Raw genomic sequence first — 15,429 nt, 5'->3', positions numbered from 1 at the left:
ACCTCCACAGCATTCCTAGGGTCACTGGAATCGGACGTCTGAACCATGAATTCGACGAAGAACCAGCAGGCTTCCCGCCTTTTACTCGCCGCCGGAGCCATGATCCTGGCCGTTGCTTCCGGGGCTGCGGTATCAGCCCAGGACAAGCCGGCAGACGGTCGCGGGCCGGCGCAGACCAAGGCTGCTGAAGCATCCAAGGATCAGAAGTCCAACCGATACTGCACGAATATTGCCGATGCAGCCGCCGATGCCAGATTTGCCTGGCAGAAGGAAACTTTGACGGCTCTCGAAAAGGAGATCGAAGAGCGGATCAAGGTTCTGGAGCAGAAGCGTGCCGAGTACGAAGAATGGCTGCAGCGCCGCAACGACTTTCTTGCCAAGGCCGATGAGTCCGTCGTCGCCATCTATTCAAGGATGCGTCCCGACGCTGCCGCTCTGCAGCTGGCGAACATGCATGATGAAACAGCGGCCGCAATCCTGGCAAAACTCAATCCGCGCAGTGCGAGCGCAGTTCTGAACGAGATGGAACCCGCTCGTGCCGCGCAGCTCACCAATGTCATTACCGATAAACCGAAGCGCACTCAAGACAGCGAGAAATCAGGATGAGGCACATCTTATCGTCCGTGGCCATGCTGTCCCTCGCGGCCTGTGCGACCAACCCGAATGAACTGGGGCGCGAGCCGATCATGACCCCTGTCGGGTATGGTCTCAACGTCGCGCGCGAGCCTATGCCGACCGTGTTCGCGTCGACCGGACATGGCACCTATCACTCCCTTTGGAACCAGAGCAGCGCCGATCTTTTCCAGGATCCGCGAGCGAAGAAGGTCGGTGATGTGATGACGGTGAACATCTCCATCAACGACAAGGCGCAGTTCGACAACGCATCCGATCGCTCGCGCAGGTCGAGCGCTGGGCTGGGATTGGATTTCGTCGGCGACTTCAATGGCGCGGCCGGCGAAGCGGCCGCAGAAGGAAACCTCCGGTCGAGAACGTCGTCGGAAGGACAGGGGTCCATCGATCGTTCCGAGAAACTTAGGCTGTCGGTGGCTGCGGTGGTAACCGAGGTCCTGCCGAACGGCAATCTGCTCATCAGTGGATCCCAGGAGGTGAGGGTGAACTTCGAGGTTCGCGTTCTCAATATCGCAGGTATCGTGAGGCCGCGAGACATCTCCCGCAACAACACGATCAGCTACGACAAGATTGCCGAGGCACGCGTGTCGTATGGTGGGCGAGGGCGTTTGACCGATATCCAGCAGCCGGCTTGGGGGCACCAGATCTATGATGCCGTCACGCCATTCTAAGACGAAAAAGCGGTAGAGGAACCATGGCGAAGCGTCCAAAACCCGCATCTACGGACTCTGGCTCCGGCGGAGGCAAGGGCTGGCTGGGTATGCTGGTCGTTCTGACGTTGCTCGCTGTCGGAACCGGAGGGGCCTTCGGCCTGTTCCTCGTCTCTACCGTCGAGAAGGCCGTAGACGAGAAGAAGAAGGGAGAGGAGGAAAAAGCGCCTCAAACGCTCGTCTATTCCGGCGATCTAGTCCTGAGGGCCGTGGCGCCAGTCGTGACGAACCTCGCGGGCGCGAGCGACGTTTGGGTTCGCCTGGAGTCGTCCATCGTCTTCACCAATGGCTCCGTCGAGAACCCTGACGTGATGACCGCCGAGATCCGGCAGGACATCCTGGCCTATCTGCGCACGCTTACCCTTGCGCAGATCCAGGGTGCAAGCGGACTCCAGCATCTGCGCGAGGACCTGAACGAGCGTGTCTCCATGCGGTCGAAGGGCTTGGTGCGCGAGCTGATTGTCGAAACCCTGATTGTCCAATGATTGCTGCTCGAGCCAAGCCCTTCGCGACGATTGAGCACATATCATGCGTACACATCGAGCACGTAAACGCTTGGTGGTGAGGCTGGCAACTCGCCGGCACACTCTCACGTCAACCTTCTTTTCTTCCAGCCGGGGCTGGTCTCACGATGATGCTTAGAGTCATATTGGTCGCTGTGTTTTCGGCCCTTGCGACGGCGGCGAGTGCACAGGTGCCCAGCCTTGAGGCTCTCCTCCCCGCCGGAGACGGAGCTGTCACAGGTAGGATTATTCAGCTCGTAGCGCTGCTGACGGTCCTCTCCCTGGCTCCGGGACTTCTGATCATGGTCACGAGCTTTACCCGTTTCGCCGTGGCTCTCTCCTTCCTTCGCTCAGGGTTGGGACTGCAGAGTACACCGGCCAATCTCTTCCTGATCAGTCTGTCGCTGTTCATGACCTTCTATGTGATGGCTCCGACTTTCGACAGGGCTTGGCAGGACGGCATCCGCCCTCTGACCGAAAACCGCATTACAGAGGCGGAGGCCTTCACGCGGGTGGCCGACCCCTTCCGCGAGTTCATGCTGACCCATGTCCGCCCCAAGGATCTTCAAACGTTCAGCGACATGGCCGCGGCAAGCTTCCCGAGGACAGAGGGAGATTCCAAGATCGACCTGCGGGTCATCATCCCCGCCTTCATGATTTCCGAGCTGCGGCGTGGATTCGAGATTGGGTTTCTCATCGCTCTCCCGTTCCTCGTCATCGATATGATCGTAGCCATGCTCGTCATGTCCATGGGCATGATGATGATGCCGCCGACGGTCATAGCACTGCCTTTCAAGATCCTGTTCTTCATCCTGATTGACGGGTGGAACATCCTGATCAGCGGGTTGGTGAGGTCGTACTTCTGAAGACGTGATCGCTCGTGCTGTCGAGTCGCACTTAAGCCACCAATGGTTCTTATCAGCAAAGATTGCGCATCACCTTACGTTTACGAGATCCGGAGGACAGCTTCGCACATGCTCCAGCGGCTAGTGTCTTGTTAAACCCGCATGACATGGTGCTGATATGGATCTGCAGTCACCCGAAAATGGCGTTCAGAATCTTGTAGGCAGATCTCAGGATCGCTCTGAGCGAATTCGTTCGGAAACAGCTAATCGAACTGTGCGTTCAGCTTCTGAAGAGCCGTCGGTGAAGCTGAGTGTTTGCATTCTCACTTACAACCGTTCCTCATATCTTCGAAAAACACTGGAGCATCTCTTCGACAATTTGAACTTTATGTTCCGGTATGAGGTGATCGTTTGCGACAACTGCTCGACTGATGATACTCCCGATGTTGTCAATGCCTTCGAAAGCACCCGTCCTGAGTTGCGCTACGTCCGCCAGACGGAGAACGTTGGCGCCGAAGCCAACTTGGTAGCTGCTTATCATTTGGCGAGAGGCGAGTATATTGTCTATCTCGCTGATGATGATCGTCTGGAGTTGGAGAGCCTTGGTCAGATTCTTCGATTCATGGATAAGAACCTAGAGGTTGGTGTTTGCCACTGCCCCTGGGAGTTGTGGGATGATGTGGAGCAGAAGTCCCAGGGACGTTTTTACAATGTGAGTTCTCCCAGGATTTTTGGACGCTCCGACAGTCTAGCATTGTGCGAGTTTGTGCTTGGAAATCACATATTTCCCGAAATTTGTGTCTACCGTGCTGAGATCATGCGGCGGGTTATGTATATGCCGCACCGTACTTACTGGGCTTTCGTCCACGTTATGGCGGTTTTGAGTCATGCTCAGGTCGCCTTCCTGCCGACTCCGTATTATCGTTTTATCACTCGGCATTCGCCCGGAGAGAAACGTGAGCAGCATGGTAACAAGCAAGCCGTAACTGGGGCAGGATGGGATGCCTATCGTGGTGGACTTGAGGCAATGATCCATCAGGCATTCCGGCTCCAAGGGATGCCTGGTGTTCCGGATAAAAACCGGCAGCAGGTCGCGCAGAATATACAAATGTTCATAAATATGCGTATGCAAGTTGCTTTGCGGCTCCTTATTGGGAGCAAGGATTTCATTGCTGCGTATGATGTTCTGATAAGGCTCTCGGTAGCAAACGCTCTACCTCCCGACCAGGTGCGAGAGCTTCACAGTTTCCTTGCAGGGCGCGGTGCCCTTCAGCGATTTCTTCAGATCTACAACTCCACCACGCAATTGGAGCGCATCGGGTTGTACGCAATGGCGGACGCGCTCGTCGTCCAAAAACTTCTCCATGATATGCAAAACAACCTAACGATCGAAATTCTTTCGGATGATAATCTCGCGCGAGAAGATAAATCCCGTATTTTTATCATGACCAGTAGTCATGAAAGTCGGTGCTTGCTTGTGCAGATGGGGTTCTGGCCAGGTCTCGTTCATGTGGAACGGGATCTCATGAGCACTTTCGCGTCCTAAGCATCGCGGCACCTTACGGTATGTGCTTTCCGGCCGTCCGGAAACTAAATTACTCGGACTTGGCTTGTCGCTTGATCGCAGTGGCAGGGCACATGCATCAAGGGTAGCTGATGCGAAGTGAGCGGGCGTAGTGGAGGATAGAATGAAAGTTGTGATTCTCGCTGGCGGACTTGGTACACGCCTGATGGAGGAGACGCAAACACGTCCTAAGCCTATGGTTGAAATCGGCGGCATCCCAATTCTATGCCACATCATGAGCCACTACAGTGCCTATGGATTCGATGATTTTGTGATCTGCCTTGGGTACAAGGGCTACATCATCAAGGAGTATTTTGCCAATTTCGTGCTTCACCGGTCCGACGTCACTGTCGACCTCGCCAGGAATTCTGTCGCCTTCTCGCGAAACGAGCATGTCCCGCCGTGGCGCGTCAGTCTCATCGACACGGGTGCCGAGACGATGACCGGAGGAAGGCTTAAGCGCATACGCCATATGCTTCCCGACAACGAGCCCTTTATGATGACCTATGGCGATGGTCTGTCCGATGTTGACCTGCAGTCCCTTCTCCACTTTCATCAAAGCCGTGGCCTTGATGCTACCGTTACGACCGTACGTCCACCTGGCCGCTTCGGTGCAACTCAGATCGAGGACGGGCGCGTCGTCCGGTTCATCGAGAAGCCGCTCGGAGACGGTGGTTATATTAATGGTGGCTTCTTTGTGCTCCACCCCCGTGTCATAGATCGCGTGGCCGACGACCAGACCCCCTGGGAGGCCGAGCCACTGACGGGGCTTGCTGCCGACGGACAGCTGGCTGCCTTTGTCCACGACGGCTTCTGGCAGCCCATGGACACTCTTCGCGATCGGCAGCAGCTTGAGCGAATGTGGGCAGAGGATGCCGCCCCATGGGCGAAGGCTGTGCGCCAGAGGGGTTTACTCGCGGCATGATCTCCACTTCGTTTTGGCAGGGCCGAAGCGTCCTGCTGACTGGGCATACAGGCTTTAAGGGCTCATGGCTCGCTTGCTGCCTCGACCGTCTCGGGGCGGAGGTGTTCGGGTTTGCCATGGAGCCGGATACAGCGCCCAGTCTGTTCTCAATGCTGCCTCCGCTCCGCAGTCTGCAATCGCGAATAGGCGACGTCCGGGACGGAAGGGCTCTTGCCAGCGCTATAGCAGACGCCCAGCCGTCGGTTGTGATCCACATGGCGGCGCAGCCTCTCGTCCGCCGCTCATATAGTGCGCCTTGCGAGACATTTCACACAAATGTCACCGGCACAGTCAACTTGCTCGAGGGTCTGCGCAGTCACGAGGCCGTTATGGCCGGGTTGGACGCCGTGCTCATTATTACAACGGACAAGGTCTATCAGAACAATGGAGATGGACGGCCGTTTCGTGAGAGCGATCCACTGGGGGGGCGCGATCCTTATTCCTCCTCGAAGGCTGCGGCAGAGTTGCTCACGGTATCCTGGGCCAGCAGCTTCTTCGCCCCGGCCGGTGTTCCAGTTGCGACTGCAAGGGCCGGCAATGTGGTGGGCGGTGGCGACTGGTCACAAGACCGGCTGATCCCGGATCTCTGGCAAGCCGCCAAATCGAACCAAACGGCGGTTCTGCGCAATCCAACAGCAACCCGCCCCTGGCAATTCGTCCTCGAACCCCTCTACGGATACCTCGCCTATATCGAAGCCTTGGCCGATCGCAACGGGGCCAGCCTGCCGCAAGCTCTCAACTTTGGTCCGGTTGCCGGAGATATATTGACTGTGGCGGAGGCCGCCGACCTCGTCCTTGAAGGATTGGGCTCGAACCAGGGCTGGCGACTTGCCGAAGGTGTGCATCCCTATGAAGCGCCCCAGCTAACCTTGAACGCTACACTCGCAGAACGCACACTTGGCTGGCAGCCAAAGCTCAATGCGAGAGCAGCTCTACTCTGGACGGTCGAATGGTATCGAGCCGTCGACGCTGGCCGAACTGCAGTCTCCATGATGTCGGAGCAGATCGCTCGCTACGAGGCACTGGCATGATACACGCTGTCCCGTCTTGCCTTGGCTGCGGTGCGCCATTGACCCGCTCTTTGGTCGATCTTGGCCTTCAGCCACTTGCCAACTCCTATCTTGATCCGCATTCACCTACGACTGAGCCAAAATACCCGCTCCATGCGCGGGTATGTGATGCCTGCCTTTTGGTGCAGGTTGAGAAGGTAGTGCCGCCGGAGGAGATCTTCAGTGACTATGCCTATTTCTCATCCTATTCGGAGTCCTGGGTCGCTCACGTAAAATCTTATGTCGGGGCGATGATCAGGCGCTTCGGCCTGAACCTATCTAGTAAAGTCGTGGAGATCGCGAGCAACGATGGCTATCTACTACAACACGTGGTAGGCGCCGGGATCCCTTGTCTTGGCGTAGAGCCGGCGGAGAATGTTGCCAGAGTGGCGCAGGCCAAGGGCATTCCGACGGAGGTTGCATTCTTCGGTCAGGCGACAGCGGAGCGCCTTGTGGCCAACGGCCATTCAGCCGATCTGGTGATCTGCAAAAACGTGCTAGCCCACGTGCCCGACATCAATGACTTCGTGGCTGGTGTCGCAACACTAATGAAGCAGAATGCGGTGCACACTGTCGAGTTCCCGCATCTCCTCAACCTTCTAGAGAGAGCGCAATTCGACACCATCTATCACGAGCATTTTTCTTATCTATCTTTGTTCACGGTCACGATGCTTTTTTCACGTCACCGCTTGCGCGTCTTCGACGTGGAGGAGATTCCGACACATGGTGGCTCCCTCCGTGTCTTCGTCTGCCACGATGAGGCTCAGCATGTGCGGACCCCGGCTGTGGAGCGTGTTCTTACTAAGGAGCGTGCAGCGGCTCTTGACCGTCCAGAGGGATATGCCGAATACGAAGTCAAGGTGCGACAGGTGCGCACGGACTTTGTCTCTTATCTCAAAGCAGCCCGACGAAGTGGCCGAACCGTTCTCGGCTATGGAGCTGCCGCTAAGGGAAACACCTTCCTCAATTATTGCGGCGTGACGGCCGACCAAGTCGATTTTGTGGTTGATCGCAATCCGGTGAAGCAGGGCAAGCTCCTGCCCGGAAGCCGGATTCCCGTTTGCGCCCCGACCGCGCTGGATGCTGCCCAGCCGGCTGATATCATTATCCTGCCCTGGAATATTCGTGACGAGGTGGTCGATCAACTTTCGCATCTGCGCAAACGTGGTGCACGCTTCGTCACTGCGGTCCCAAGCCTGACTATACAGGATTGAGCCTGTGCGCTTCACAGTAACAGAGATCCCGGGTGTGGTGGTTGTCGAACTTGATCCACACCGAGACGAAAGAGGTTTTTTCGCCCGTAGCTTTTGTGAGGAGGAATTCGCTAAAGCAGGTATCTCTATGCGGGTCGTTCAGACCAGTATTTCGCACAATCCGGTCGCGCGTACACTGCGCGGCATTCACTTCCAACATCCTCCGTACGAGGAGCCCAAACTTGTGCAATGTGTAAGAGGGCGCCTGTGGGACGTTGCGGTCGACCTGCGAGCAAACTCGCCAACGTATGGTCGCTCGCTTGGTATTGAGTTAGCACCTGAGCGAGAATGCCTCTTGTATATTCCACCAGGCTGCGGTCATGGATTCATCACTCTCGAGGACCGCACTGATGTGTTGTACTTCATGGGAGCGGCGTTCGTCCCTGGTGCCGGTGGCGGCATCTTATGGAACGACCCGGCCTTCAGCATCTCATGGCCTGTAGAGCCAGTTGTCATCTCCGAGCGGGACGCCTCCTATCCGACTTTCAATGTGGACGGATAGGATCGAAGTCTACCTTGCAAAACACAAGACAAATCGATGATCATTATTGCTGAGACAGCTCGAGTGTCAGCCCTCGCGGATATCGAAGATTCGGTGCGAGGTTCGCGCATTATAATAGAAGAGGGGGCGGTCATCGATTCGTTTGTAAAGATAAAGCCTGCAGGAGGAATGGGTGATGTGGTCATCGGGCATAACTCCGTTATAAACTCGGGCTGTGTGCTTTACACAGGGCATGGCATTAAGATTGGTGCCAACGTGTTAGTGGCTGCTAATTGTACGTTCGCTCCTACTAATCACGAGTTTAGAGATCCGGAACGTCCAATTAGAGAGCAAGGCTTCATGCCGAGCCGTGGAGGGATCATCGTGGAGGACGATGTATGGATAGGGGCTGGTGTTGTTCTTCTTGATGGTGCGATCCTTAGATGCGGATCTGTTGTGGGAGCCGGATCAGTCGTGCGATCGGAGCTTGTTCCCTATTCTATCAACGTTGGAACTCCAGCGAAGCAGGTCGGGCGGCGAGCATGAAAGCGACTGTCTTTGGAGCGACTGGCTTTATTGGCGCTCGCCTTGTCCAATACTTACGCGCTAAGGGTTATGAGGTCTTCGCACCTGAGCGGGGAAGTCGGTCGTGGTGTAATCAGCCACTCGGGCACGTTTTCTATTGCATCGGTATCACAGCAGACTTTCGCAGAAGGCCACTAGACACGGTCCAAGCCCATGTTTCCGTAGTATCAGATATCCTTCATCATGGGATCTTTGACTCTTTTTTATATCTCTCATCTACGAGAGTTTATTGTCGGGCATCCGGCGCTCATGAGACAGCGGTGACACCGGTTGTATCAGCCGATCCAAGCGATCTGTATAACCTGTCCAAGCTTACGGGCGAAGCGGCATGTCTGGCGCTGGGCCGCGACCATGTGCGCGTCGCTCGCCTCTCAAATGTTTACGGATCGGATTTCTCTTCCGAGAATTTTCTGTCATCGATCATCCAAGACGCCTTTCGTACAGGGAGAATTCTTCTCAGAACAGCTCCGGATTCTGAGAAGGATTATATTTGGATTGAGGATGTTGCTTACGCTCTCGAACAGATTGCACTTAAAGGCAGTGAGCAGATTTACAATGTGGCGAGCGGAGAGAACACACGCCATGGCGCGATCACTCAAGTTCTGAGCAGTGTGACCGGATGCGATGTTGTTGTACAAGAGGGTGCTCCAATCCAACGCTTTCCCACAATTGATACAACACGGCTGTCGAGGCTCGTCAGCTGTGAATTTCGTCCACTGCTCGCTCATCTTGAATTGCTTGCCGAGGAGTTCCGATCCCAACTTGGCGGGAATATTGAGGCAGCTCTTACCGCGTCAAAGCGGCCTGCGCCAACAAGATAGCGAATATTCCTGTAGATTTCGTGTTAATGGCTTTCCGTGCCGCAAGTCAGAAGATGCTCTAAATGATCAAGATTGACGAAAAGAACGGCCTTGTTGTCGTCGAGACGCCAACGGGTGAAGCCGCCTATCAGATGGATACGCCGGAAGCATTCAAGATTGTTTCTGATGCGTGGTTAAGATGCGGATGGGACACGAAGTATGTTTACAGCTTCAGCTGGATGGGGCGTCCGGTCATACAGCTCCCTGAGGACATGATCCGAATCCAGGAGGTACTCTACCGCGTCAAACCGAATGTCATTGTGGAAACTGGTGTTGCGCATGGCGGATCCCTCGTTTTCTATGCGAGCCTGTGCAAGGCGATGGGCAAAGGGCGAGTGATCGGGGTCGATATCGAGATACGACCTCATAATCGAGCTGCAATTGAAACTCATGAAATGAGTCCCTTGATAACGCTTATCGAAGGCAGTTCAACGGAAGAGGGGACAATGGATCAGGTCAAAGCGCTGATCCAGCCAGGTGAGAGCGTTCTCGTTATTCTCGACAGCAACCACTCGAAGGCACACGTTCTCGCAGAGTTACAATCATACGGTCGCCTCGTTACCCCTGATTCCTACATCGTCGCTACCGACGGCATCATGTCGAAAGTCGTTGGAGCGCCCCGAACCCAACCAGATTGGTCATGGAACAACCCGCTTGAGGCTGCACGCGAATTCGCTGATACAAATCCGGACTTCGTACTTGAGGAGCCGATATTTCCATTCAACGAGGGTAGGATCCAAGAGCGTGTCACATACTGGCCTCAGGGGTTTCTAAGGCGCCTTCAAACCGCACATTGACTCCCGCGCAATACAGTTCGAGCGTGGTGAGCGTGACTTTTGAAGCTTGACGCATGCTCCTCGCTCAACCCAACTTCACCTCAGTGTCGACAATGCACTGCAGAGTCAGAAGTAAGCTCCGCGCATGCTTCGCGTGCATTATGACATCTCATAAGAGCACTATGGTGGCAGAATGAATCGGCAGCAGCGGCGTATGGCGGTGAAGCAGGCAGCGAAATCAAGCGGTGCTCGCGTGCATCGTCTGTCTGAGATCGATATGGCGGTGCACCTCTTTCATACTGGCAAGATGGTTCAAGCAGAGGCTACATCTCGGGCTATCCTTGCGGGCGCTACAAACGACGCTCAGGGGCTTCACCGCCTCGGTATGGTTGCCGACCACTTCAAAAGACATCATATTGCGGCCGAACTAATTGGCCGTGTCATTGCGTTGAGACCAAAGGATGTTCAGGCCCATACCAATTTGAGTGGCGTGCTCAGGGTGATGGGTCGCCTTGCCGAGGCAGCCGAAGTCTGCAGGAGGGCCATTGCAGTCAGACCTGACTTCCCTGAGACGTACACCTCGTTGGGGCAGGTTCTGCGTGATCAAGGTCTGTTTGCAGATGCGCTAGCGGCATACCGCAGCGCCATTGCTTTAGATCCCAACCATGCAGCGGCACATCTAAACCTCGGCCTCCTCTTATCCGAGTTGGATGAATTGGATGCTGCTCTTGCTGAGTTTCAAGAGGTCACAAGAATTCAGCCAAACTCCGTTGATGCGCATCGACGTATCGTCGGAATTTTGCGGAAAAAGGAGCAGCTTGAACAGGCGGCGGACTATCTCCGGCGTGCGATCGAGGAAGATCCCCATCAGTCTGTATATCATGCGGAGCTAGCGCTGACGCTTACAAGTCAAGGTCGGCTCCTGGAAGCTGTGGAAGCATACAGAAAGGCTTTGGCGTTCCGGTCTGACGATACTGCCGTACTGAATAATCTCGGCAATCTTCTCGATGAACTCGGCAGGCTCGATGAGGCTGCGGCAGCGTACCAGTTCTCTGTTCAAGTCGATCCGCAGAATATAACGGCTCTATCGAACTTAGGGATAGTTCTGAGAAAAAAGAATCGCATCCGAGAGGCTATCGGTGCATTCCGAAAGGTTCTTGCTTTGAACCCTGCTAGTGCTGCAGCGCTAGGCGAGCTCTATCAGTTGCGCTTGGCAGCTTGTGATTGGAAGGGTATTGCAGATGATGAGGCTGCTGTTCTGCACCTTTGCCATCAACAATCAGCCCATGATATGCCCCCGTTCATCTTGCTTGCGGCGCCAAATGCCACCGCGGCCGACAGGATGAATGGCGCTCTGCTATGGACTGGAAAGTATCGAGTTCCCGAGAGTCGTAGATTTTCCCATCCTGCTCCGTTCATTTCCAAAGGTCAGAAGCGTAAGATCCGAGTCGGATATCTGTCAGCGGACTTCTACAACCATGCGACGGCCTTCCTTGCTGCGGAGTTGTTCGAGAGGCACGACCGCTCACGTTTCGATATCATAGCTTATTCACATAGTAAGGACGATCATAGTGCTATGCGCCAGCGCCTGGTGCAGGCATTTGATGAGTTCGTAGATATTAGCTTGATGGGGCACCCGGAAGCAGCGCAGAGGATCAACAATGATAGAATTGATATTCTGATAGATTTAAAGGGGCATACGCAGGATGCGCGAACTCAGATATTCGCATATCGTTCTGCTCCGATCCAGGTCAATTATCTCGGGTACCCTGGTACGATGGGAGCGGACTTCATCGATTATATTATTGGTGACCCGACTGTTACTCCAATGGATCAACAATCTTACTACAAGGAAAGGATTGTTCAGCTTCCACATTGCTATCAGCCCAATGACACCAAACGTGATATATCGCTAGAGGTGCCGACCCGAGTTGAATGCGGGTTGCCAGAAGGTGCGTTCGTATTCTGTTGCTTTAACAATACTTATAAACTGATCCCAGCTTTGTTCGACATTTGGATGCGTTTGCTGAAAGCGGTACCAGGCAGCGTTCTCTGGCTTATTGAAGCGAACGATGTGGTAAAGCATAATCTGCGCAGTGAGGCAGCAGCCCGTGGTGTCGATCCGGCACGACTGGTGTTTGCCCTAAAGATGCCGGTGCCGAAACATTTAGCACGGCATTGCCATGCCGACCTGTTTCTCGACACGCTGCCATACAACGCTCATACGACCGCGAGTGATGCCTTGTGGGCTGGGCTCCCCATCGTCACGTGCTTGGGCGATTCCTTTGCTGGAAGAGTGGCTGCTAGCCTCCTGAGATCCATCGGGATGCCGGAACTTGTAACGTTCACTCTCGAAGAATACGAAGGTCTTGCTTTGAAGCTGGCTACGCAACCTTCAATGCTATCTGACATCAGGCGAAAACTCATCCATAACAGGTTGTCGGCTCCAGTGTTCGACATCGAGACATATAGCCGTGATCTCGAGCGGGCCTATACTCGCATGGTGGAGATTTGGCAGTCCGGCCGTCCACCTGAAGCCTTTGCCGTTGCCGATCTCGAACCAGCCGAGGAATGACCCGGGAGCGCAACTCGGCGTTCAAAATGTATTAACTATTCTGAGCCTTAATAGAGCCGCCAAGTTCTTGATACTTGACGGTCGCAGCGGCATTGCGCACAGTAATGTTGTCGCTAAGACACTCATGGCAGATTGAGTGATTCGCTCTGTTGAGCTCCACTTGAAGGCATGAAGCCGCTCTGCCGTACCGGTGCAAACCCGGTATGTCCCTCCATCATCTGTATGCGTTAGAAGGGACACTCCCATGACCAGCATTAACACCAACAACTCCGCGATGTTCGCCCTGCAGACCCTGCGGTCGATCAACAAGGAACTCGATGCTACCAACAACCGCGTCTCGACCGGCCTGAAGGTCAATGGCGCCGGCGACGGTGCCGCCTACTGGTCGATCTCCTCGACCCTCAAGTCCGACAACGGCGCTCTTGGCGCGGTCAAGGATGCCATGTCGCTCGACAAGAACTCGGTCGATGCGGCTTATGGCGGCGTCACCAAGGTCCTCCAGCACCTCGACAACATTAAGAGCAAGCTGACCACCGCGACCTCGGCCAACGCCGATCGGACCAAGCTGCAGACGGAAATCGACTCCTACCTGGCGCAGATCAAGTCGGTCTCTGACAACACCGTGATGAACGGCGACAACTGGCTGTCGACGGATACAACGCCGACGAGCTTCAATGCCGAGAAGGGCATCGTGTCCTCGTTCTCGCGTAACGGCTCCAGCGTGAAGGTAGAGACCACGAAGCTCGATACCAGCGCTTTCATCCTCTACGATAAGAGCACGACTGGTACCAACGACGGCGCGGCCGGCACGGCAGCACGTACTGCGATCGCCACTGCTGCAACCGACGCCAATGCCGCTGTCACGGTGGCTGTTGGTACGGCAGGCGAGATCGGCGGCTTCATGGACACGGTGTACGACGTCAGCGGCACCGGCATCGGCGGTTCTGCCATCACCATGTCGGTATCCACCATCAAGATCGACGATCTCGGTGATACCACTGAGGATCTGAACAAGATCCAGACGTACATCAAGCTGGTTGATGCGACGATGCAGCAGCTTCAGAACGGTGCGACGAAACTCGGCACCGCTTCGAGCGAGATCGGTTCGAACCAGGAGTTCGTGCAGAAGCTGATCGACATCAACAAAAGCTCGATCGGTGCACTGATCGATGCGGATCTGGAAGAGGAGTCGACGCGTCTGAAGGCGCTGCAGACCCAGCAGCAGCTTGGTATGCAATCGCTGAGCATCGCCAACAGCGCTTCGCAGAACGTGCTGTCGCTCTTCCGCTAAGCGGAAAGCGGAAGCCCGAGAAACTCAGAGCTGACGAATGGCCACGCTCCATCGGAGCGTGGCTTTTTGTTTGCTCCAGTACCCTCCAGGCATGAAGCACTCGACACGATTGACGAATATTTCCACAAAATTAACTTTCTATTCAGAAAATTATGGTTAACAGTTAGCCGATAAGACATTCCGAGCCGACGGTAGTGCCTGTGATACGCAGACTCTAACTATCGCCCGGGCAACACTATGGCAGATTGAGTGATTCGCTCTGTTGAGCTCCACTTGAAGGCATGAAGCCGCTCTGCCGTACCGGTGCAAAGCCGGTATGTCCCTCCATCATTTGAACTGATTCCTTGAAGGGACACTCCCATGACCAGCATTAACACCAACAACTCCGCGATGTTCGCCCTGCAGACCCTGCGGTCGATCAACAAGGGCATCGATGAGACCAACAACCGCGTCTCGACCGGCCTGAAGATCAACTCCGCCGGCGACGGTGCCGCCTACTGGTCGATCTCCTCGACCCTCAAGTCCGACAACGGCGCTCTTGGCGCGGTCAAGGATGCCATGTCGCTCGACAAGAACTCGGTCGATGCGGCTTATGGCGGCGTCACCAAGGTCCTCCAGCACCTCGACAACATTAAGAGCAAGCTGACCACCGCGACCTCGGCCAACGCCGATCGGACCAAGCTGCAGACGGAAATCGACTCCTACCTGGCGCAGATCAAGTCGGTCTCTGACAACACCGTGATGAACGGCGACAACTGGCTGTCGACGGATACAACGCCGACGAGCTTCAATGCCGAGAAGGGCATCGTGTCCTCGTTCTCGCGTAACGGCTCCAGCGTGAAGGTAGAGACCACGAAGCTCGATACCAGCGCTTTCATCCTCTACGATAAGAGCACGACTGGTACCAACGACGGCGCGGCCGGCACGGCAGCACGTACTGCGATCGCCACTGCTGCAACCGACGCCAATGCCGCTGTCACGGTGGCTGTTGGTACGGCAGGCGAGATCGGCGGCTTCATGGACACGGTGTACGACGTCAGCGGCACCGGCATCGGCGGTTCTGCCATCACCATGTCGGTATCCACCATCAAGATCGACGATCTCGGTGATACCACTGAGGATCTGAACAAGATCCAGACGTACATCAAGCTGGTTGATGCGACGATGCAGCAGCTTCAGAACGGTGCGACGAAACTCGGCACCGCTTCGAGCGAGATCGGTTCGAACCAGGAGTTCGTGCAGAAGCTGATCGACATCAACAAAAGCTCGATCGGTGCACTGATCGATGCGGATCTGGAAGAGGAGTCGACGCGTCTGAAGGCGCTGCAGACCCAGCAGCAGCT

At 55.3% G+C, this 15,429-nt stretch carries 15 protein-coding genes; all 15 read left to right on the top strand.

The window, feature by feature from the left end:
* Window positions 1-45 precede the first annotated feature (45 nt).
* The gene (locus LGR44_RS00075; RefSeq protein WP_226735918.1) at window positions 46-606 is read left to right on the top strand and encodes a MotE family protein; all 561 of its coding nucleotides are present in this window, start codon (window positions 46-48) and stop codon (window positions 604-606) included.
* Window positions 603-1,301, top strand: coding sequence for a flagellar basal body L-ring protein FlgH (gene flgH, locus LGR44_RS00070; protein WP_226735916.1), 699 nt, complete (start codon window positions 603-605; stop codon window positions 1,299-1,301). The genes LGR44_RS00075 and flgH overlap by 4 nt, the downstream gene beginning before the upstream one ends.
* Window positions 1,302-1,324: 23 nt before the next feature.
* On the top strand, window positions 1,325-1,825 hold the full coding sequence (locus LGR44_RS00065) for a flagellar basal body-associated FliL family protein (RefSeq protein WP_226735914.1): 501 nt from the start codon (window positions 1,325-1,327) through the stop codon (window positions 1,823-1,825).
* Between the two features lie 146 nt (window positions 1,826-1,971).
* Window positions 1,972-2,709 (top strand): flagellar type III secretion system pore protein FliP, encoded by a 738-nt coding sequence (gene fliP, locus LGR44_RS00060; RefSeq protein ID WP_226735912.1) that lies wholly within the window; start codon window positions 1,972-1,974, stop codon window positions 2,707-2,709.
* 280 nt (window positions 2,710-2,989) lie between these two features.
* Entirely contained in the window at window positions 2,990-4,234 is a 1,245-nt protein-coding gene (locus LGR44_RS00055; RefSeq protein ID WP_319004786.1) for a glycosyltransferase family 2 protein, read from the top strand.
* A gap of 142 nt (window positions 4,235-4,376) precedes the next feature.
* Entirely contained in the window at window positions 4,377-5,177 is an 801-nt protein-coding gene (gene rfbF, locus LGR44_RS00050; protein ID WP_226735908.1) for a glucose-1-phosphate cytidylyltransferase, read from the top strand.
* A complete protein-coding gene (gene rfbG / locus LGR44_RS00045) occupies window positions 5,135-6,247 on the top strand; it encodes a CDP-glucose 4,6-dehydratase (protein WP_319004785.1) in 1,113 nt (370 codons plus the stop codon). Before rfbF ends, rfbG begins: the two co-directional genes overlap by 43 nt.
* Window positions 6,244-7,479 carry a class I SAM-dependent methyltransferase gene (locus LGR44_RS00040; protein ID WP_226735906.1) on the top strand — a complete coding sequence of 412 codons (1,236 nt, stop codon included), beginning with the start codon at window positions 6,244-6,246 and terminating at the stop codon, window positions 7,477-7,479. Before rfbG ends, LGR44_RS00040 begins: the two co-directional genes overlap by 4 nt.
* A gap of 4 nt (window positions 7,480-7,483) precedes the next feature.
* Window positions 7,484-8,020 carry a dTDP-4-dehydrorhamnose 3,5-epimerase gene (gene rfbC, locus LGR44_RS00035; protein WP_226735903.1) on the top strand — a complete coding sequence of 179 codons (537 nt, stop codon included), beginning with the start codon at window positions 7,484-7,486 and terminating at the stop codon, window positions 8,018-8,020.
* Window positions 8,021-8,056: 36 nt separating this feature from the next.
* Window positions 8,057-8,545: an acyltransferase gene (locus LGR44_RS00030; protein ID WP_226735901.1), complete on the top strand. Its 489-nt coding sequence runs from the start codon at window positions 8,057-8,059 to the stop codon at window positions 8,543-8,545.
* Entirely contained in the window at window positions 8,443-9,405 is a 963-nt protein-coding gene (locus tag LGR44_RS00025) for an NAD-dependent epimerase/dehydratase family protein (RefSeq protein ID WP_319004784.1), read from the top strand. Before LGR44_RS00030 ends, LGR44_RS00025 begins: the two co-directional genes overlap by 103 nt.
* A gap of 62 nt (window positions 9,406-9,467) precedes the next feature.
* Window positions 9,468-10,241, top strand: a complete 774-nt coding sequence (locus LGR44_RS00020) for a cephalosporin hydroxylase family protein (protein WP_226735897.1) — start codon at window positions 9,468-9,470, stop codon at window positions 10,239-10,241.
* Between the two features lie 193 nt (window positions 10,242-10,434).
* The gene (locus LGR44_RS00015; protein ID WP_226735895.1) at window positions 10,435-12,795 is read left to right on the top strand and encodes a tetratricopeptide repeat protein; all 2,361 of its coding nucleotides are present in this window, start codon (window positions 10,435-10,437) and stop codon (window positions 12,793-12,795) included.
* 244 nt (window positions 12,796-13,039) lie between these two features.
* A complete protein-coding gene (locus LGR44_RS00010; protein ID WP_226735893.1) occupies window positions 13,040-14,086 on the top strand; it encodes a flagellin N-terminal helical domain-containing protein in 1,047 nt (348 codons plus the stop codon).
* A 360-nt stretch (window positions 14,087-14,446) separates the two neighbouring features.
* The coding region (locus tag LGR44_RS00005) for a flagellin N-terminal helical domain-containing protein (protein WP_226735891.1) at window positions 14,447-15,429 on the top strand (983 nt) is incomplete at its 3' end.

The sequence above is a fragment of the Microvirga lenta genome, from assembly GCF_020532555.1.
GTDB classification, from domain to species: domain Bacteria; phylum Pseudomonadota; class Alphaproteobacteria; order Rhizobiales; family Beijerinckiaceae; genus Microvirga; species Microvirga lenta.
Note: the sequence above shows the minus strand (reverse complement) of the source record. Positions and strands in the feature narration are given on the sequence as shown.

Bases quoted from the DNA above. Each gene is read 5' to 3' on its own strand.
- LGR44_RS00025 (WP_319004784.1), top strand. From the start codon at position 8,443: ATGCGGATCTGTTGTGGGAGCCGGATCAGTCGTGCGATCGGAGCTTGT.
- fliP (WP_226735912.1), top strand. From the start codon at position 1,972: ATGATGCTTAGAGTCATATTGGTCGCTGTGTTTTCGGCCCTTGCGACG.
- LGR44_RS00030 (WP_226735901.1), top strand. From the start codon at position 8,057: ATGATCATTATTGCTGAGACAGCTCGAGTGTCAGCCCTCGCGGATATC.
- LGR44_RS00075 (WP_226735918.1), top strand. From the start codon at position 46: ATGAATTCGACGAAGAACCAGCAGGCTTCCCGCCTTTTACTCGCCGCC.
- LGR44_RS00015 (WP_226735895.1), top strand. From the start codon at position 10,435: ATGGCGGTGAAGCAGGCAGCGAAATCAAGCGGTGCTCGCGTGCATCGT.
- flgH (WP_226735916.1), top strand. From the start codon at position 603: ATGAGGCACATCTTATCGTCCGTGGCCATGCTGTCCCTCGCGGCCTGT.
- LGR44_RS00065 (WP_226735914.1), top strand. From the start codon at position 1,325: ATGGCGAAGCGTCCAAAACCCGCATCTACGGACTCTGGCTCCGGCGGA.
- rfbG (WP_319004785.1), top strand. From the start codon at position 5,135: ATGGGCGAAGGCTGTGCGCCAGAGGGGTTTACTCGCGGCATGATCTCC.
- rfbF (WP_226735908.1), top strand. From the start codon at position 4,377: ATGAAAGTTGTGATTCTCGCTGGCGGACTTGGTACACGCCTGATGGAG.
- LGR44_RS00020 (WP_226735897.1), top strand. From the start codon at position 9,468: ATGATCAAGATTGACGAAAAGAACGGCCTTGTTGTCGTCGAGACGCCA.
- LGR44_RS00040 (WP_226735906.1), top strand. From the start codon at position 6,244: ATGATACACGCTGTCCCGTCTTGCCTTGGCTGCGGTGCGCCATTGACC.
- LGR44_RS00010 (WP_226735893.1), top strand. From the start codon at position 13,040: ATGACCAGCATTAACACCAACAACTCCGCGATGTTCGCCCTGCAGACC.